Genomic DNA, 17588 nt, shown 5'->3' on the forward strand with positions numbered 1-17588 from the left:
CTCAAGAAACCAAAAAAATCCAAGCGATCTTGGTGTCTAAGTGGTTATTCTCTCATAGACCACAAACGAAAGCTCATCGTGGTCATCTCTTTTAATCTCTTTCCAGGTCGTCCCTATTTCATCCCGATACTCAGGAAAATAGGTATCTCCTTCATGTTCCTGATGAATTTCCGTAACAAAAAGTTTATCGCAACGATCTAAAAACTGTCGATAAATTTCTCCACCTCCGATCAAAAAAACGAGCTCTTCATCTTGAACATACTCCAGCGCATCCTCAAATGAGGAAAAAGTAGGCACATGATCATAATTTCTGGATCGACTTAGGACAATATTTTCTCGTCCGGGCAGCGGTTTTCCTCCAAGCTCCTCAAATACAACTCGCCCCATAATGAGTGGATGTCCCATAGTCGTCCGCTTAAAATATTTGAGGTCCTCGGAATAGTGCCAAGGCAAATCGCCGTCTTTACCTATTACAAGATTGGAATCATGCGCTACAATAGCAGCCAAGGTCATACCGCTACCTCAAATTTAATAGAATCGTGAGGATGGTAATCTTTGAGTTCAAAATCGTCAAACTCAAGATCGTCTACCGGTTTATCAGCAATTTCAAGGGTAGGCAACGGACGAGGCTCACGAGTCAGCTGTTCTTTCAATCCATCAATATGATTTTCGTAGATATGAGCATCAACAATGGTATGGGCAAAAGTTCCGTAATCCAATCCAACCTCAGTAGCAATAGCCATTGTGAGAGCTGAATAACAAGCCAAATTAAATGGAATACCCAGCGCTATATCACCGGATCGTTGTGTCAGATGACAGTTAAGCTTGCCATCAGAAACATTAAAAATGTACATTAGGTGACATGGGGGGAGCGCCATCTGATCAAGTAGCCCGGGATGCCAAGCACTAACGACAATTCTTCGACTGTTGGGATTTTCTTTCAGCATCTTAATTGCCCGCTGCACCTGATCAAACTCTTTCTTGATCAGTACCGTTTTACAGATATGCGATGCGTCACCTTCAAAATGGATTTCCTCTTCCTCATGATAAGGGAATCGACGCCACAATACCGGGTAAATGGGTCCGACATGACCATCTTCATCGGCCCAGTCATCCCAGATATGGCAATCGTTTTCATCACGCAGCCAGCGGATGTGATCTTCTCCGCGCAGATACCAGAGTAGCTCCAAAATAACTGATCTGAAATAAACTTTCTTGGTGGTCAGGAGTGGAAATCCCTCAGATAAATCAACCTTATAGAATTCTGAAAAATTGGAAATAGTATCGATACCTGTACGATTCTCTTTCCTAACCCCATTTTCTAAAACACTGCGAACAAGATCTAAATATGCTTTCATATGCCCTATTTTTTAAAAGTTATAAAACCACTCCCTGTAGCAATAATAATGCAACAGAAAAGTAGATAATGATTCCCGTTACATCAACCAGCGTGGCAACGAAAGGAGCCGAAGTTACAGCCGGATCTAAACCAAATTTTGTCATCACAAACGGTAACATTGATCCACTTAAATTCCCAAATATCACAACCCCAACCAGGCTGGTCCCTACTGTCAAGGCCTGCAAAACAAGCTCAACTGAAAATATTTCCCCTCGTAAAACCATCCATGTGGCAATCACAATTGAACCCATAATCCCCAGAAAACTACCCAGGAAAAAGCCCGATAACAGTTCTCGTTTGAGCACCATCCACCAGTCGTTGAGCTTAATATCGTCGGTAGAGATCGCGCGGATTATAAGCGTTGCTGCCTGAGAACCCGAGTTACCGCCGCTCGAAATAATCATCGGAATAAAAAAGGACAGCATAGCCGCGGCAGCCAGTGCATCTTCATAACTTGCCATAGCCGTTACCGTGAGCATTTGTCCCATAAAAAGCATAATCAGCCAGCCCACACGCTTTTTTACCATTTGAAAAATTGTCGTCTCCGAATAATAATCATCCAGGGCACTCATACCGGCCATCAACTGCATATCCTCAGTGGTTTCTTCCTCGGCCACATCAATAATATCATCTACCGTAACAATGCCTACCAGAATGCCGTCGGAGTCAACTACCGGCATGGCTACGCGATCGTACTTACTGAGCATCTTTACCCCATCCTCCTGATCATCGAAAGCACTTAACGCCTCAAAACTTTCATCCATCAATGATGATATCGGTGCCTCGGGATCAGCTAAAATAAGCTGGTTCAGGCGCAGATCATCAATCAGATGTTCATCAGCATCTACTACATAAATAACATTCACTGTTTCTACGCTGTGCCCGTATTTCCTGATATGCTCCATGGCCCGCTGGACCGTCCAGTCTTTTTTGACCTTCACATAGCGGGGCGTCATCAAACGGCCTACACTTTCTTCGGGATAACCGAGCAGCTTTTGCGACTGCTTGCGATCTTCGACATTCAGCGAATTCATTACCCGCTGTGTAAGATGACCGGGCAACTCTTCCACCAGTGATACACGTTCATCGGGCTCCAGGTTCGACATCACCTCACTAAGCTGCTGAGCCGTAAACATATTCAGAAGCTCCATCCCTTTCCCCGAGCTCAAATACGTAAATACATCAGCTGCCTTCTGTTTTTTAAGCAGTCGAAAAATAACGATAGCAATCTCAGCATCAAGCTCTTCCAGTAATTCTGCCACATCAACGGCAGGAACATCATTCAAAATGTCCTTTAGAGCTACCCAATCCTTTTCCTTGATGAGCTCTTCAAATTCCGGTTTTAACAGATGAACTATCATAAATAAAATAAATATAAACTTTTACTTTAGCAGCCAAAATGACAATCAAATGACATCCTAATACATTAATCCAGTTGGAAATTTACGCTCTCAATGATTCCGTTCAGAATGTAAGAATTGCTTAAAGAATATCACAAAATTGGTTTTATATATCTTGCTTTCATATTTATTAGTTTTTCTATAAACAAAAATTCAGTTTATCATAATAAGTTGAATTTTAATTTCTGTATTTATTGATCAATAGTATCCACCATACATGAAACACGACGCAATTATTATCGGTTCCGGTCCCAACGGCTTAGCTGCCGGTATCCGTCTGGCGCAAGAGGGCCTATCCGTCAAAATATTTGAGAAAGGAGATACGATTGGCGGCGGAACCCGAACGCTGGAGTTAACCCAACCCGACTTTCACCACGATATTTGCTCTGCCATTCATCCTCTGGCCAAAGCCTCCCCATTTTTAAAAACGTTGCCCCTCGAAGATTACGGACTTGAGTGGATACAACCGGAAGTGCCTGTAGCACATCCGCTGGATAATCAACCCGCCGGAGCGCTGTTTCGATCGCTCGATAAAACGATAGATCATCTTGGCAGCGATGGTCCAACCTATCGGAAGTGGATAACTCCCTATATTAATTCCTGGGATGATCTTCTTACTGATATTCTGGCTCCGTTTTCCCTCATTCCTCATAACCCGATATTGATGGCTCGGTTTGGACTTAAAGCACTCCGATCAGCCAACGGTTTTGCAAAACGATACAAAACCGAAAAAGCACGCGCCGTTTTTGCCGGGTTAGCGGCCCATGGAATCATGCCCTTTGATGCCACCGCTACCGCTGCCATTGGGTTAGTGCTGGGAACAGCCGCTCACACTGTCGGATGGCCCTATCCCAAAGGTGGTTCGCATGCTATTACCAAAGCAATGGCAAAGCATTTTGAATCGCTGGGTGGCAAAATAGAGACAGGCGTTGAAATATCTTCTGTTGAGGAACTGCCCAAATCACAGAGCATTCTTTTTAATAACACACCTCGGCAAATATTAGATATCGCAGACAACAAGCTTCCGCAGTCGTATGCCAAAAAGTTACGCAACTATAAATATGGTCAAGGCGTTTTTAAAATTGATTTTGCTTTAAGTGATCCCATCCCGTGGAATGATGAACTTTGCCAAAAAGCAGGCACGGTACATGTAGGGGGTACATTTGAAGAAATTGCAGCATCCGAAAAACAATCGGCAAACGGCCAACACCCCGAAAAACCGTATGTATTAGTTGCACAGCAAAGTTTGGGCGATCCCGGTCGTGCACCGGACAGTCGACATACCGGCTGGGCGTATTGCCACGTACCAAACGGATCAACGGAAGATATGACTGAGCCAATACTTCGACAGATTGAGCGCTTTGCCCCCGGATTTCGGGATTGCATTATTGACAGCCACAAAATGCACGCTCAAGATATGCAGGCTTACAATCCCAACTATATAGGCGGAGATATTAACGGCGGACGTGCTGATATTACACAGCTTTTTACGCGTCCGGCGGGATTCTTTGATCCATATCATATCCCCAAAACCGACATGTATATTGCTTCATCCTCCACTCCACCCGGTGGTGGCGTTCACGGTATGTGCGGATATCATGCAGCGGAATCAGTCTTAAAAAATTCATTCTGATACTTAAAACCCGCAGGGTTTCTTTGCACTGTTTTCTTAAACATAAATTTTGACATCTATCATTCTGAGGTAAAACCCTTTGGGTTTACTTTATGACTTCGATTCAATTATGTCTCTCTCATCTAAATTCTAATGCTGATAGACGACTCTAATCTTCAGACACAGATTAAACTTATTTAAATTCAGTATCCACAATCTGGCATAAGAATTCTGAATTGAGGTAAAGGGTAATCAGGAGAATTCTGTACCGGTCATTAACTAAAATATTGGCTAAGTAAGAAAAGGATCATCAGAATTATCTCACCCACTGACCGAAATGATTTCAGAATTCTCGGCCTTATCCTTTTCGTACCCTTTGTATCAAGACAAAAAAGGTACACCTAATTCTTATTTTAAAATTTATGATTCACTTCAAAATATTAGATCAAATAAAATAGCCTGCTAAAACTCTACATACCCCTCCTGAGCCTCTCCCCTTCGCAACTTATTCGCCCACTGATGTGCCAGTCGCGATGTTTTCGGCAACTTATATTTTGTCAACGCCCCCATCACAATATTGTATGTATCTTTAAACGAGCAACGATATCCCGGAGATACATAAATAGGATTCACATTTGTTCGGCTCCGTAGTGCAATTCCAATTTTTTCGTCATCATCTATTAGATAAGCTTTATCTCCCTTATCGATTCCCAAATCACCGTGCGTACCGGTTAATATATTTTTGGCACAACCAATGGTAGGATGATCCACTTCTATACCAAAATGCGTGGCTATTCCCATTCGGCGTGGATGCGCAACTCCGTGTCCGTCGAGAATAAGGACATCCGATTTTAACTTAAGCTGATTCCACGCCTTCAGGAGCACCGGCATCTCCCGAAAAGCCAGTAATCCCGGTATATACGGAAAGCTCGTTTCATCTGATGCCAGCGATCGTGCTACCGGAGTTAAATCAGGTAATTCCAACACTATAATAGCCGCATGCATAAGATCCGAACCGCGACTAAAAGATATATCTGCTCCCGCTATATATTTAGGAGGTTCCGGCAGCGGTTCCAATTTTATTTGCTGACGAAGTTCCTGTTGCAGCTCCTTCGCAGCGGAGGGATTAATGGTTTTATAGTGTTCTAATCGATTCATAGAAATAAACTTCCATTTAATGGAGCATACCTATCCAGACGGAGTTCACCTTCGAGGTGGACTCCGTCTATTTAAAGCTGACTCTTCTTTTAGAAAATTCACGGTATTCTTCTTTAGATGAAAAGTACCTATCAATTATAGAATGATCTACTAAACTTCCTTTTCTATAACCCGCCAAATCTAAATAGCTGGAATATCGCCATTCTTTAAGGTTATTAACTAATCTTGCTCGAACTGGATTTTGATGGATATATGAGATCAAAGTGAGTAAATAATTTTGATCATCAACCAATTGTGCTTTCGTATGCTGTTGAAATAAGCTCCCATTGCGATCAAAAGCTTTGTTGATGGCTTTTGTATAAGAACTTAGATGAGTACCGATCTGTTTTCTAAGCTCATCTATTTCTTTTGTCTCAACTCTGATTAAAAAGTGAAAATGGGTAGGCATTAGACAATAAGCGTAAACAGACAAATAATCTACAAACCGAACTTTAAACTTGCGCAAGAAATACCTATAGTTTTCTTTCTTTTTGAAAAGAAGCTCACGGTTATTAGATCTGTTATATAGATGATATACTTTATTAAACTGTAACTGCACGTACTCTTATATTAAATTTTCCTTTAAAAGTAAGACCGATAAGCAGATAACTTCTTACAAAAAATTTAACTATTAGATAGAGCCCACCTCTCAGGTGGACTCCATCTGAGTAAGAACCAAAAGTCAATGAATAACGAAGAATTCCGTAAACACGCCCACGAGCTCGTCGACTGGATGGCCGACTACTTCGATGAGGTTGAAGATTATCCCGTAAAACCAGATGTGAAGCCCGGCGATATATCAGCACAACTTCCCGATGAAGCCCCGCAAAAACCGGAGTCTTTTGAAGAACAGATCGAGGATTTCGAAAATAAAATTATCCCCGGAATAACCCACTGGCAAAGTCCCAATTTTATGGGCTATTTTCCTGCTAACACCAGCTACCCCTCGGTACTGGCCGAAATGCTAACAGCTACCCTCGGCGCTCAATGCATGAGCTGGCTGACCTCTCCCGCCGCCACTGAACTCGAGGAACAAGTCATGGAGTGGTTGCGTAAAGCCATCGGACTACCGGAACTTTTTACCGGGGTTATCCAAAGTACCGCCTCCACCTCTACCCTCTGTGCTTTGCTGATGGCTCGCGAACGCATTTCTGACTTTAAAATCAATGCATCCGGTTTTCCAACTGACGAGACGTACACTGTGTATTGCTCATCAGAAACACACTCATCCATCGAAAAAGATGTTAAGATAGCGGGATTCGGACGACAAAATCTGCGCACGATCCAAGTAGATCATGAACATGCTATGGATCCAAAGGCTTTAGAAGAATCAATTCGAGAAGATCTTGAAAATGGATACAAACCCACTGCCGTCGTAGCAACTATTGGTACTACGGGATCAACGGCTATTGATCCGGTAAAGGAAATAGGAGAAATTTGTGCCAGGTACGACATCTTCTTTCATATTGATGCTGCCTATGCAGGTACAGCACTTTTACTGCCCGAAATGCGGTGGATGAATAAAGGGATTGAATATGCGGATTCATTCGTTTTTAATCCCCACAAGTGGATGTTTACCAACTTTGACTGCTCGGCTTTTTATGTGCAGGATGAGGCGCTGCTTGTCCGTACGTTTGAAATTATGCCCGAATATCTAAAAACACCGGAAGATCAGCGAGTTAAAAACTATCGTGATTGGGGGATTCCCCTGGGACGCCGATTCCGGGCACTCAAGTTATGGTTTGTGATGCGGAGTTACGGAATTGAAGGACTACAAGAAAAAATTCGTCAGCATATCCGACTCGGTCAGCAACTGAAAGAAGAAATCGAAGCACACGATCATTTTGAACTGCTTGCTCCCGTTCCGCTGAATACAATATGCTTTCGATTTCACCCTAACTTTATTGATGATAAAAAGAAACTCAATGAGCTAAACAAGAAGCTTCTTAATCAAATACAGGAAAGCGGGAAAATATTTCTTACCCATACCAAGCTGGATGGGAAATATACGATCCGTATTGTCTTGGGAAATACGAATCTTAAACAACGTCATGTGGATAATGCGTGGCGGCTTATCCAAGACATTGCCAATAAATTAATTTAGCTGGAATTTAACTCAGTATTATACAGAGAATCACAGTTTCATTAAAAATAATAAGGCTTCATGTCATGCTGAACTCGTTTCAGCATCTGAATATAATAAACAATAGAACCTGAAATAAATTCAGAATGACAGTAACGTTCGTATAAAAAGATCAACATATACCAACATTGTTCTATCCAACTAAATTTTAGCAATACACCTAACAGTCTTTGTATCAGTTCTTCTTTAAGAACAATACTCTTTATGGTCCGCCTTTTGGCTTGATCCAAAAGGCTCGTAAAAGATCAAGGCTGAGAATTATGAACACGCTTCGTCTATCAGACGGAATAATTTCAATGGTCCTTCCCTTACATTGCTATCTACTAAACACTCCACCGGTATGAAATTATTCTGTTCGTCTTCTGACTCTGCTCATAATTCATAGGCCGTTCTTTCTACACATTTAATTAACAACCAAAGTTTAAACGATTAATAAGTTATTGGATATCAAACTTAAAGACTTGAAGTTGCAATTAGGCTTTATCTTTTAACTTAGATTTGTATCTCGACAAGATGCTGCAAATATTGTACAAGATAAATTAAGCTTCTAATCTAAAAATTATTGCATTATGGAATTATCTGACATCAAGGCATTGGTAACGGGCGGAAGCTCGGGCATTGGAAAAGCAACGGCTAAGGCAATTATTGAAGCCGGCGGTAAAGCAGTAATAGCAGCTCGCGGTATAGATAAGCTGAAATCAACGGCCGACGATATCGGAGCCATTCCCATACAATGTGATGTGCGGGATGAAAAGCAGGTTATCAATCTGGTAGAAGATACAATCGAAGAACTGGATGGCTTTAACGTACTCATCAATAACGCCGGCTACGGACAGTTTTCAAAGCTTACAGATCTATCTGAAAAAGCCCTGAAGAGTGTCCTCCAAGTCAATACGGTTGGTGCGATGATGGTTGGACGTGAAGCTGCCAGACATTTTATCGATCAGGATTACGGGAATATCATCAACGTTTCGTCATCAGCCGGGAAGCGTGGTTTTGAAGGTGGTACGGCTTACTGCGCCAGCAAGTTTGCACTAAGCGGCATGACTGAATGCTGGAGAGCCGAACTGCGCCCACATAACATTCGCGTAATGCAGATTAACCCCAGTGAAGTACAAACCGAATTCTTTGATAAAGCAGGTCGCGGCGGACGTGATTTCAATCCTACCAAGCTTGTAGCTGATGATATTGCCAAAGCAATTTGCAACATGCTGTCGCTGCACGACCGAGGTTTTATCACCGAAACGAGCGTGTGGGCAACAAATCCGCAATAAAACTCTCAATGGGGATACCACAAAGTATCCCCATAACTTTTAGCTATGGATACCTTCAAATATCAACTACCCTTAGCTTTTGTTCTGATTTTCGCGATTTGGTTTAGCTCTTACGTTATCCAGCCTCCGGAACCCAAACCAGAATCAAGTCCAGCAACCGAATTTTCCGCTGAACGAGCTTTCGAACATATTGAAGCACTTGCACAGTCTCCCCATCCACTTGGTACCCCAGCAAATGACAGCGCCCGAACCTATATTATGGATAAGCTTCGTGAACTCGGGCTAAAACCAATGGTACAATCGGGTATCGGCATCGGCTCAAGTTTTGATCGCGGACTCGTTGGCAATACCGAAAATATCATTGCCAAAATAAATGGAAGTAATCCACAAAGAACTATTCTGCTGATGGCTCATTACGATTCCAAACCCAATACGCTTGGGGCCGGAGATGATGCTTCGGGCGTAGCCGCAATTTTGGAATCCATCAGAGCTATCAAATCCAAAAAAGAATCCCTACAAAACAATGTATGGATTCTGTTAACTGACGGTGAAGAACGCGGCCTGTTGGGTGCCGAACTTTTTGCGGATGAGTTTGAAGAGCTGCAGGAAATTGATCTTGTGCTCAACTTTGAGTCGCGAGGTTCCAGCGGTCCATCAATGATGTTCGAAACAAGTGAAAATAACGGGCATCTCATTCCTCATTTTGCCCGGGCTACACCATATCCGGTAGCCAATTCGCTGATGTACACGGTTTATAAACTATTGCCTAACGATACCGATTTGTCGGTGACCAAACGGGCCGGACTTGACGGTCTTAACTTTGCCTTCACAGAAGATTTTCTACATTACCATACCATGCTGGATACCCCGGAAAACCTATCTTTGGCTTCCGTACAACATCACGGTTCTAACCTGTTGGGTAGTATCAAACATTTTGGAAACACCAATTTCGATCAACAAAGTGAAACCGAATTCGTTTATTTTAATAACGCAACCGGTGGACTGATTTATTACCCCTCCGGCTGGTCATTTCCCCTGGCAATAGTCACTACCCTGCTATTTATCGCCTTCCTGATCTATCTATTTCGGACCAAACAAATCACCATCGGAAGATATCTCGGCAGCCTGCTCCTGTTCCTCTTGACCATTACAATTGGAGCCCTCATCACCTATTTGGGCTGGCAAGTTTTCAAAACACTGCATCCGCATTATCAATGGATTATTCAGGGCGAAGCATATAACCACACTTGGTATTTCTGGGGCTTTTCACTGTTAAATGCCGGGCTTTTTATTGGGATTTACAGCTGGGTTCAAAACAAATTGTCAACGCAACAATTGATTAGCGGTCCGTTTACAATATGGATTATTCTGTCGCTCGTGACAGCGTGGTATCTCCCCACTGCTGCTTATATTTTTACCTGGCCGGCTCTCATGGGATTGGCAGGATGGATTATTTTAGGCGATGATCTGACAACCTATTCCTGGAAAAGTGTAATAGTGCTGGCTGTTGCTTTCTTCTGGGGACTTTTTATCATTTCGCCCTACATCCGACTGGTACAAGTTATGTTGACCACCGAAATGCTTGCGGTCAGTATGGTCGTACTGGGATTACTCATAGGATTAAGCTGGCCTCTTGTCTGGCAGATAATCAAGAATCACAAATATAAATGGGCCAGTGGATTTACAGCTATAGCCATTACCTGCTTTGTAATAGCTTCCTTCACGTCTGGCTTTGGCACTACTTACAAAAAACAAAACAGCATTAATTTTGTGCAGAATCTGGATTCCGAAACCGCTTATTGGGTAAGTCGGGATCCACAAGCCGATGAGTGGACCAAGCAATTTTTATCAGATAATTATCACAAAGGAGTACCGGCCAAAATTTCAATACCGTTTGGTAACAATGCATTATATCAAAAGGCGTCCCCGCTTGATATATCCCAACCTCAATTTGAGATTTTAAGTGACAGCAGCTCGGAGACTCAGCGGCATCTTACACTGCAGATGAATGCGCATCGAGGTATTGCCATGAAGATGAATTGGGATCCTTCTTCAACAATTACTGAAATAGCTATAGAAGGGAAATCCATTTTTGATGCCGAAAATATGGGTCAGTATTTGTATTACTTCCATGATTTTACTGAAGCTGTTGAGCTCAGCTTTAGCTTTCAAAAGTCTGCAAAGCTCCCGTCATTTCAATTTACTTTTGTAGATCCGGGACTCCCCACCCAATTACTTGACAGTTTTCAACCACGACCTGATCACATGATTCCGGCCCCCTATTCGGTGTTAAGTTCGGATGCTACTATCTGGGAAACGGAGGTAAATATCAATGAAATTTTATCCCAAGACGAATAAGAGACATTTGGCTTTATAATCTCCAAGCTACAGCACATTACTTTTTGTACCATAATCCAATTAAAGTCTTGTCTTATGAAACATTATTTGGCATTCATTTTTTGTGACCAAAAAACGAATTAAAGTAACTCCCTTTCATTTCGTAACAAAGCTATTGAAAATACAAGATACCAAATCACTCCTGCTCGGGATAGCATTCTTCACACGGACACATATCCCGAAGGGTATCCCACTGGTACATTCCGTTGTTATGACCATCGCTCCAGAAAATTTTAATAGCGTGGTTACCTATCTGCTTGATATCCTCAATCTCAAAATGCTGGGTCGGTTCTACAAAGAACAGCGAGCGGTCAAAAGTATTCATATTGCCGTGGCCGCCGCGGCACATAACACACGGACAGTTTTTGCGCAGTCCGAACAGAGAATACTCTGAATGATGGCCGTCCGACCACTCAATTTCCAAGACCTGATCGCCGTTAGAAACTTCAATTCCGGTAGGTATAATATCGCTTTGCATAGTCTTCTTTTATTATATTAGGCTCAAAGGTAAGATGTTCGGATCCCGGATTCCAACGGTATCAACAGATAAATAAAACAAAAAAAATGTATCTCATAATCACATTTTTAGTACTGGCATTTTTGCTATCATTTTGGACGGGGTATCGCCGAATCCTTCGCCTGCAGCATCTTAATCAGCGCAGAGTTGTAAATGGCTTTGTCGGAGCCATGATTCTTTTAACCGTCATCTCTGCCGGACAGTGGCTCGACCTAATCTCCTGGGATATCGCTGCGCATTTTACAATGTTTTTATACTGCATAGTCAGTGGATTCTTTTTCGGCTTTGCTATCAAAATGATTGCTCTGAAACGGTCTGCAAGAGAAGTTAAATATGTATATCGCTCCTTCTGGACCGATGCCGCACCAAATATTTTAGCTATACTTATCATTGTTTTCGGAATCTATCGCACCGGCATACTACACTTTGGACCATATACCGGCATCGGTATCACCTCCGGATTATCACTGCTGGGATTTGGCCTCTGGGGATCCACCATAAAAATAGTCCCGGAATTCAGAGACAAGGCTATTCTTATTCTGGACCAATCTGTATCATGGAAAAAAGTAGTTGCCTACCGGTGGCAAACCGAAAATGTGTTGCTGATAGAATACTATACCACCGACAAAAAACTTACCGATTTTACCACCTACATCCCACCGGAAGAGGAGCTAAGAATAGAACGCCTGTTAGCTAAAAAGCTCAAAGAGTATCACCAAGATCGAAAAGAGATGATGAGTAAACAGGGAAACAACCCTTAGCTCACCAATTTTTTATGCTGTACCATCAGACATTCATTTTCAATGTATTCGAATCTGGCATTTTCTGCCAACGACTTCGCCTCATCCGTGGAAACATCCAGCTGCGTCCATATCGTGGGCTTCTGTCCCGTTTTCTCCGACCAAGCAATAATGTCCCGAACCATATCGGCGGTGTAATCTGAATTTCGAAAAATATCCACCAAATCAATGGTTGGATCTTCAGGAATCTCATCAAGACTTGAGTGACATTCTACCCCCAGCACCTGTTCATAGTTAGGATTAACCGGGAAAATACGGATACCATTTTCCTTCAAATAATTGGCAATATGGTAACTCGTTCGATATTTATTTGCCGAACATCCGATTATTGCTACCGTTTTCAAATTTTTAAGTAATTCATTCATCATATTTATCTATTACCATCTATAGTATTAATGTGCCATAACAATAAATCCGATTATAAAGGTTCTGCATCATTGATCATTATACTATATTTTAAGCTCAATTTTCATCTCGGATGAGTGTCAACTAATGGTTTCTGCTACCAAAAGGTTTTTTATCAAACAAAAAAGGTATGCCCCGCTGATATTCTTTATCGGGGGATTTATCTGGGATAGTCTTACTCTCGGGCGTATCGACGGCTGGTACAGTAACACTGTGTTACTGTTTTATCTGATTAGCTTAACAGCATGCCTGTATATCTATAACCTTGCTGATGACGGTCGCTGGGAAAACACTTTTTTAGCTCCTTATCAAGAGTATGCACCGCTGGCAGTGCAGTTCTTTTTGGGAGGACTTTCCAGCGCTTACGTAATCTTCTTTTTCCAAAGCGTAACCTTTACCCGTACCATGGTATTCTTTGTCATCTTGGTGATTCTGCTTTTATCCAACGAGTTGTTACGGGATCGTATATCAAACAAGTATCTGCAATTTGGAGCCTATTTCTTTGTCACCTTTACCTTTTTCACCTTCTTTACGCCCGTCCTTTTTGGAGTGATGAATACCTTTCTGTTTATCCTATCCGGACTAATAAGTCTTTTACTAACATTAACTTTTATCAACTATATCTATAACAATAGTCCCTCTACACAGCGTGAAATTTCTCGTTTTAAAATCAGCCTAATAGTTATAGGGATATATGCAACTATCAACATATTCTATTATTTCAACTTGATTCCACCCGTCCCGCTCTCCCTGCAAAACGGAATTGTCGCATATAATGTAGAAAAGCAGGGCAATACTTTTGCGGTATCCTACGAACAATCAGCCCTCTATGATCTCTGGGAAACCTATGATAAAACCTTTAATTATGCTCCCAGCGATACTGTTTTTGTCTATACTTCTATTTTTGCCCCTACTGATTTATCAAAATCCGTCCAACATCAGTGGCAACGATTTTCACCTGTAACAGAAGAATGGCATACAACTGACAACATCTCATACGAAGTGATTGGAGGTCGTAAAGGTGGATTTAGGGGATATACCTTTAAAGAAAATATTACATCCGGAAAGTGGAGAGTAAATGTTACAACAGTAGAAGGACTGGTTTTAGGGAAGATAGACTTTACCATTAAACCTGATTCCACCTTTGATAAAAGCCAGTTAACCCGAAAATATTTTCGATAAATTAAGCAGTCTCAATTCTCTCTAAAAAACGTTATATTCAAGCACATTCATGACAATTAGAAACAAACACAAAGTATTTTGTCTAAAGTTAAAGACGGTGACACCGTAAAAGTGCACTACACAGGAACATTAACAGAAGAAGGAACTGTATTTGACAGTTCTCAAGATCGCGAACCTTTAGAGTTTAAACTGGGAGAAGGAAAGTTGATTCCCGGTTTTGAAAAAGCGGTCGTCGGTATGGAAGAAGGCGACGAAACCACCGTAGAAATTGAATCCGGTGACGCTTATGGTCAGCGACGAGAAGACCTGGAGCTCGAAGTAGCAAAATCAGACCTTCCCGATAATATTGAACCGGAAGTTGGTATGCAGCTTCAGATGCAACAGCAAGAAGATGGACAGGCTATCCCCGTTCAGATCACTGCTGTTGAAGACGAATTAGTTAAGCTTGATGCTAACCACCCACTGGCTGGCAAAGACTTAACATTCGATATTGAGCTTGTTGAAATCGTTGACTGATTTCTTAATACTCTACTAAGTTTAGAGCCTGAATCTGATTATTCGGATTCAGGCTTTTTATTTTTTGCGCAGCACCGTAACCCCATCACGCACCGGCAGCATTACCTGCTCAACAGAGTCATCATCCCGGATCATTTTATTAAGCCGGTCAATAGCCTGGGCTTTATCGGATTCAGTATCCAACACCTCCCCACTCCAGAATACATTGTCGATAACCATGACACCGCCCTGCTCAAGTCGCGGCAAGATCATCTCATAATAATTGGGATAGTTAATCTTATCCGCATCCAGGAATACAAAATCAAAGCGACCGGAAATAGTGGGAATGGTCTCCAACGCCTTACCCATTAGCAGCGTAATCTTGGAACCGGCCTCACTCTTTTCAAAAAAAGTGCGGGCTATATTTTCGTAACGCTCATTATATTCACACGTAAATAACTCTCCGTCTTCCGGCAGTGCCTCTGCCATCGTCAGTGCTGAAAATCCCGTAAAGGTACCCACCTCAAGCACGCGTCTGGCTCCCGATATTTTGATTAGTATCTCCAATAAACGCCCCACCAACCGTCCGCTTAGCATATCGATATGCTCAAGATTCTTTTCCGAAACCTCAACTAACTCTTTAATAGTTTCAGAGTGGTCTGTAGTATGATTGATAGCATATTTTTCGATTTCCTCTTTATCCATAAAAAAGCTCTTATTTAATACTGGAAACTCTACATTAGCCTAAAGATATTCAGGTCATCAACGCTCAACAAATAATTTCGCCGTGAATTTTATTCCCGCTAAAGAATCTCCCGTTTTCATCAAGGTATTTCGCCTGTACACCAAGCTCCTTTTCAAATGGAGATTCAAAACGGTATGGCTTAAACAAGAGTATGAACCCTGTTCGCAGTGCAAAACTGTTTACTATCTCAACCATCATTCCTGGTGGGATGGATTGATTCCTCTGATGCTCAATGAGTATCGATTTCGTCAGCAGGCCCGTGCCATTATGGAAGATAAGCAGATGAAAACCTACCCCCTTTTCCGGAAAATCGGGGCCTTTTCTATTAATCGGGATAATCCTCGCAAAGCCATTTCCTCGCTGCGTTATGCAGTTCAATCATTCGAACGTGACAACGCCAGCCTATTTATCTATCCCGAGGGTACAATCACCCCTATAGGTAGTTCAATGAATTTCGAGAATGGATTGGCCTGGCTGCACGAAAAAATGGACAATGTAGATTTTGTGCCCATCGGCATATACATGCACACTATTCGCCATAGTAAACCGGAACTGCACCTTCATGTGGGGCGATCTATTCGTTTGAAGGATTCATTGCCAAAAGAAGAAAAGACAGCTCATTTCGAAAATGTGCTTGACCAAATGCTGGCAGAATTGCGGGAAACAGCAGGATTCGACAACCGTGAGTTTGAGCAGTTTTTGTGATATAATTTCAAACTACATGCCATCCGACCGCTGGCTTTGCGATCGGATGGATATATTATTAGCAATTTATTGCCTTGAAGTGTGAACTCTTCAACCGGCCACAATTACGTACCGCAGCAGAGCTACGGTACGAGATAGGAATCATAGGAAAATCATTAATAGATCTCCGGAGATTTTGAAAACTCCTGGGATCTAATGAATCAATTAATCACCACGTCCATCGGTAGAGTCGCTGCGAACGCTGTACCCAATGCGGGCCCTCAGATTTGTACCATATCCGCATATTCACAAACGGCCAAAAGAATTTGGTATAGATACGATCTGGACGGATATACTCGCTAATCCCCTTCGTTGATTCCACTACGCCCTCATCAGGAATTCTCAGGAAAGCATCACTTTTATAGCGCTGGTAAAACGGTCCGTTGTCAAGCAATTGCGACTGCTGCACGCGGATTTCAATATTACCAGAACGAAAGCCCAGTTTTCGAGCCGTTTTTAACCCAAATAACGTTAGTCCCTTATCGGCCGACTCAACCTCTTCAAAGGTTTTCAACACCTCTCCATTTTGACTCTCAATAAGCCAGGCCCGGTGCTGTTGCTCGTCGCTTCGATTCATCACATAGTACACCAACGTAGCATAATCGAAGTGGAAACGTCCCCAATACCAGTCGTCAAACTCATTTCTCATGGGCTCATTTCCGGCATTCTGATCGTGATATCCCATTCCGCCGAATTGGACTTTTCGCTTCTCCCCTTTTATTTCGAGATTCAAATCAGCAGATATATCCGCCCTCGGCTGTACCAAGTTCCAGGTGTGTCCTGTGGATGTGTTATCACCGTTCTTAAAAAGATTGCCACTGTTAGCACTTTCAAATACAATCGTCCCTTTCAGTTGATCCCCATTCGGCAACTTTTCGTTAAGCTGTAACTCATATTGCAACTGCTCCCCATCCAAATGCCCTTCCATCTTATGAGTACCTATTTTTACCAGTGGCTTATCCCCATCAAATTCACAAGCTGATTTATCGAATTCGGTAAAGCTGTAATAGAGGGGTTCACCATACTCATAAATGGAAATACTAATCGCCGGGTGGTCGACGGGAGAAGGATTTTTATCCGCCAGAAGGGCCCCATTATATCGCGTGGAAAACGGATTCCCTTCATACAATATGACAACAAAACTGAATCGATCATCCGAAGAAACACCATCGAAGTACCACCATTGGTAGCCGCCGGAGGTGTGATCGGGTTGACGTACATCTTTCGAAAAATCGGAAAGTATCTTCATGAACTGCCAATTAAATAGTTTAAGCGATC

The 17588-nt window shown here is 42.3% G+C and carries 17 protein-coding genes; 8 read left to right on the forward strand and 9 right to left on the reverse strand.

Annotated elements, in window-relative coordinates:
* Positions 1 to 36 precede the first annotated feature (36 nt).
* Genes CK503_RS14610 through mgtE form a run of 3 tightly spaced genes read right to left on the reverse strand, consistent with a single transcriptional unit; the run spans position 37 to position 2760 of the window.
* Positions 37 to 513: a dihydrofolate reductase gene (locus CK503_RS14610; RefSeq protein ID WP_095607572.1), complete on the reverse strand. Its 477-nt coding sequence runs from the start codon at positions 511 to 513 to the stop codon at positions 37 to 39.
* Positions 510 to 1358 carry a thymidylate synthase gene (locus CK503_RS14615; RefSeq protein WP_095607573.1) on the reverse strand — a complete coding sequence of 283 codons (849 nt, stop codon included), beginning with the start codon at positions 1356 to 1358 and terminating at the stop codon, positions 510 to 512. Before CK503_RS14615 ends, CK503_RS14610 begins: the two co-directional genes overlap by 4 nt.
* Before the next feature lie 19 nt (positions 1359 to 1377).
* Positions 1378 to 2760 (reverse strand): magnesium transporter, encoded by a 1383-nt coding sequence (gene mgtE, locus CK503_RS14620; RefSeq protein ID WP_095607574.1) that lies wholly within the window; start codon positions 2758 to 2760, stop codon positions 1378 to 1380.
* A 256-nt stretch (positions 2761 to 3016) separates the two neighbouring features.
* On the opposite strand from mgtE, the gene CK503_RS14625 reads away from it, so the two are divergent.
* Entirely contained in the window at positions 3017 to 4432 is a 1416-nt protein-coding gene (locus tag CK503_RS14625) for a phytoene desaturase family protein (RefSeq protein ID WP_095607575.1), read from the forward strand.
* A gap of 441 nt (positions 4433 to 4873) precedes the next feature.
* Here CK503_RS14625 and nfi read toward each other — a convergent pair whose 3' ends face one another.
* Positions 4874 to 5569 carry a deoxyribonuclease V gene (gene nfi, locus CK503_RS14630; RefSeq protein WP_095607576.1) on the reverse strand — a complete coding sequence of 232 codons (696 nt, stop codon included), beginning with the start codon at positions 5567 to 5569 and terminating at the stop codon, positions 4874 to 4876.
* A gap of 67 nt (positions 5570 to 5636) precedes the next feature.
* Positions 5637 to 6167: a transposase gene (locus CK503_RS14635; RefSeq protein WP_095607577.1), complete on the reverse strand. Its 531-nt coding sequence runs from the start codon at positions 6165 to 6167 to the stop codon at positions 5637 to 5639.
* 126 nt (positions 6168 to 6293) lie between these two features.
* On the opposite strand from CK503_RS14635, the gene CK503_RS14640 reads away from it, so the two are divergent.
* The 3 genes from CK503_RS14640 (at position 6294) to CK503_RS14650 (ending at position 11383) form a co-directional block, all read left to right on the forward strand.
* A complete protein-coding gene (locus CK503_RS14640; protein ID WP_095607578.1) occupies positions 6294 to 7712 on the forward strand; it encodes a pyridoxal phosphate-dependent decarboxylase family protein in 1419 nt (472 codons plus the stop codon).
* 608 nt (positions 7713 to 8320) lie between these two features.
* The gene (locus CK503_RS14645) at positions 8321 to 9025 is read left to right on the forward strand and encodes an SDR family oxidoreductase (RefSeq protein WP_095607579.1); all 705 of its coding nucleotides are present in this window, start codon (positions 8321 to 8323) and stop codon (positions 9023 to 9025) included.
* A gap of 45 nt (positions 9026 to 9070) precedes the next feature.
* Positions 9071 to 11383 carry a M28 family peptidase gene (locus CK503_RS14650; protein WP_095607580.1) on the forward strand — a complete coding sequence of 771 codons (2313 nt, stop codon included), beginning with the start codon at positions 9071 to 9073 and terminating at the stop codon, positions 11381 to 11383.
* A 175-nt stretch (positions 11384 to 11558) separates the two neighbouring features.
* Here CK503_RS14650 and CK503_RS14655 read toward each other — a convergent pair whose 3' ends face one another.
* Positions 11559 to 11900: a gamma-butyrobetaine hydroxylase-like domain-containing protein gene (locus CK503_RS14655; protein WP_095607581.1), complete on the reverse strand. Its 342-nt coding sequence runs from the start codon at positions 11898 to 11900 to the stop codon at positions 11559 to 11561.
* Between the two features lie 86 nt (positions 11901 to 11986).
* Between CK503_RS14655 and CK503_RS14660 the strand changes: the two genes are divergently transcribed.
* The gene (locus CK503_RS14660) at positions 11987 to 12700 is read left to right on the forward strand and encodes a DUF5673 domain-containing protein (RefSeq protein ID WP_095607582.1); all 714 of its coding nucleotides are present in this window, start codon (positions 11987 to 11989) and stop codon (positions 12698 to 12700) included.
* Here CK503_RS14660 and CK503_RS14665 read toward each other — a convergent pair.
* Positions 12697 to 13107 carry a CoA-binding protein gene (locus CK503_RS14665; protein WP_095607583.1) on the reverse strand — a complete coding sequence of 137 codons (411 nt, stop codon included), beginning with the start codon at positions 13105 to 13107 and terminating at the stop codon, positions 12697 to 12699. The two genes, CK503_RS14660 and CK503_RS14665, sit on opposite strands and share 4 nt — an antisense overlap.
* 124 nt (positions 13108 to 13231) lie before the next feature.
* Between CK503_RS14665 and CK503_RS14670 the strand changes: the two genes are divergently transcribed.
* Both CK503_RS14670 and CK503_RS14675 read left to right on the forward strand, forming a co-directional pair.
* On the forward strand, positions 13232 to 14326 hold the full coding sequence (locus CK503_RS14670; RefSeq protein ID WP_095607584.1) for a DUF2914 domain-containing protein: 1095 nt from the start codon (positions 13232 to 13234) through the stop codon (positions 14324 to 14326).
* A 78-nt stretch (positions 14327 to 14404) separates the two neighbouring features.
* Positions 14405 to 14842 (forward strand): FKBP-type peptidyl-prolyl cis-trans isomerase, encoded by a 438-nt coding sequence (locus CK503_RS14675; protein WP_095607585.1) that lies wholly within the window; start codon positions 14405 to 14407, stop codon positions 14840 to 14842.
* A gap of 57 nt (positions 14843 to 14899) precedes the next feature.
* Here CK503_RS14675 and CK503_RS14680 read toward each other — a convergent pair whose 3' ends face one another.
* The gene (locus CK503_RS14680) at positions 14900 to 15526 is read right to left on the reverse strand and encodes an O-methyltransferase (protein ID WP_095607586.1); all 627 of its coding nucleotides are present in this window, start codon (positions 15524 to 15526) and stop codon (positions 14900 to 14902) included.
* Between the two features lie 82 nt (positions 15527 to 15608).
* Here CK503_RS14680 and CK503_RS14685 point away from each other — a divergent pair, with 82 nt between their 5' ends.
* Entirely contained in the window at positions 15609 to 16271 is a 663-nt protein-coding gene (locus tag CK503_RS14685; protein WP_095607587.1) for a lysophospholipid acyltransferase family protein, read from the forward strand.
* A 208-nt stretch (positions 16272 to 16479) separates the two neighbouring features.
* Here CK503_RS14685 and CK503_RS14690 read toward each other — a convergent pair whose 3' ends face one another.
* The gene (locus CK503_RS14690) at positions 16480 to 17559 is read right to left on the reverse strand and encodes a hypothetical protein (RefSeq protein WP_095607588.1); all 1080 of its coding nucleotides are present in this window, start codon (positions 17557 to 17559) and stop codon (positions 16480 to 16482) included.
* Between the last annotated feature and the right edge of the window lie 29 nt (positions 17560 to 17588).

This window comes from Fodinibius salipaludis, from assembly GCF_002287075.1.
GTDB classification, from domain to species: Bacteria; Bacteroidota; Rhodothermia; order Balneolales; family Balneolaceae; genus Fodinibius; species Fodinibius salipaludis.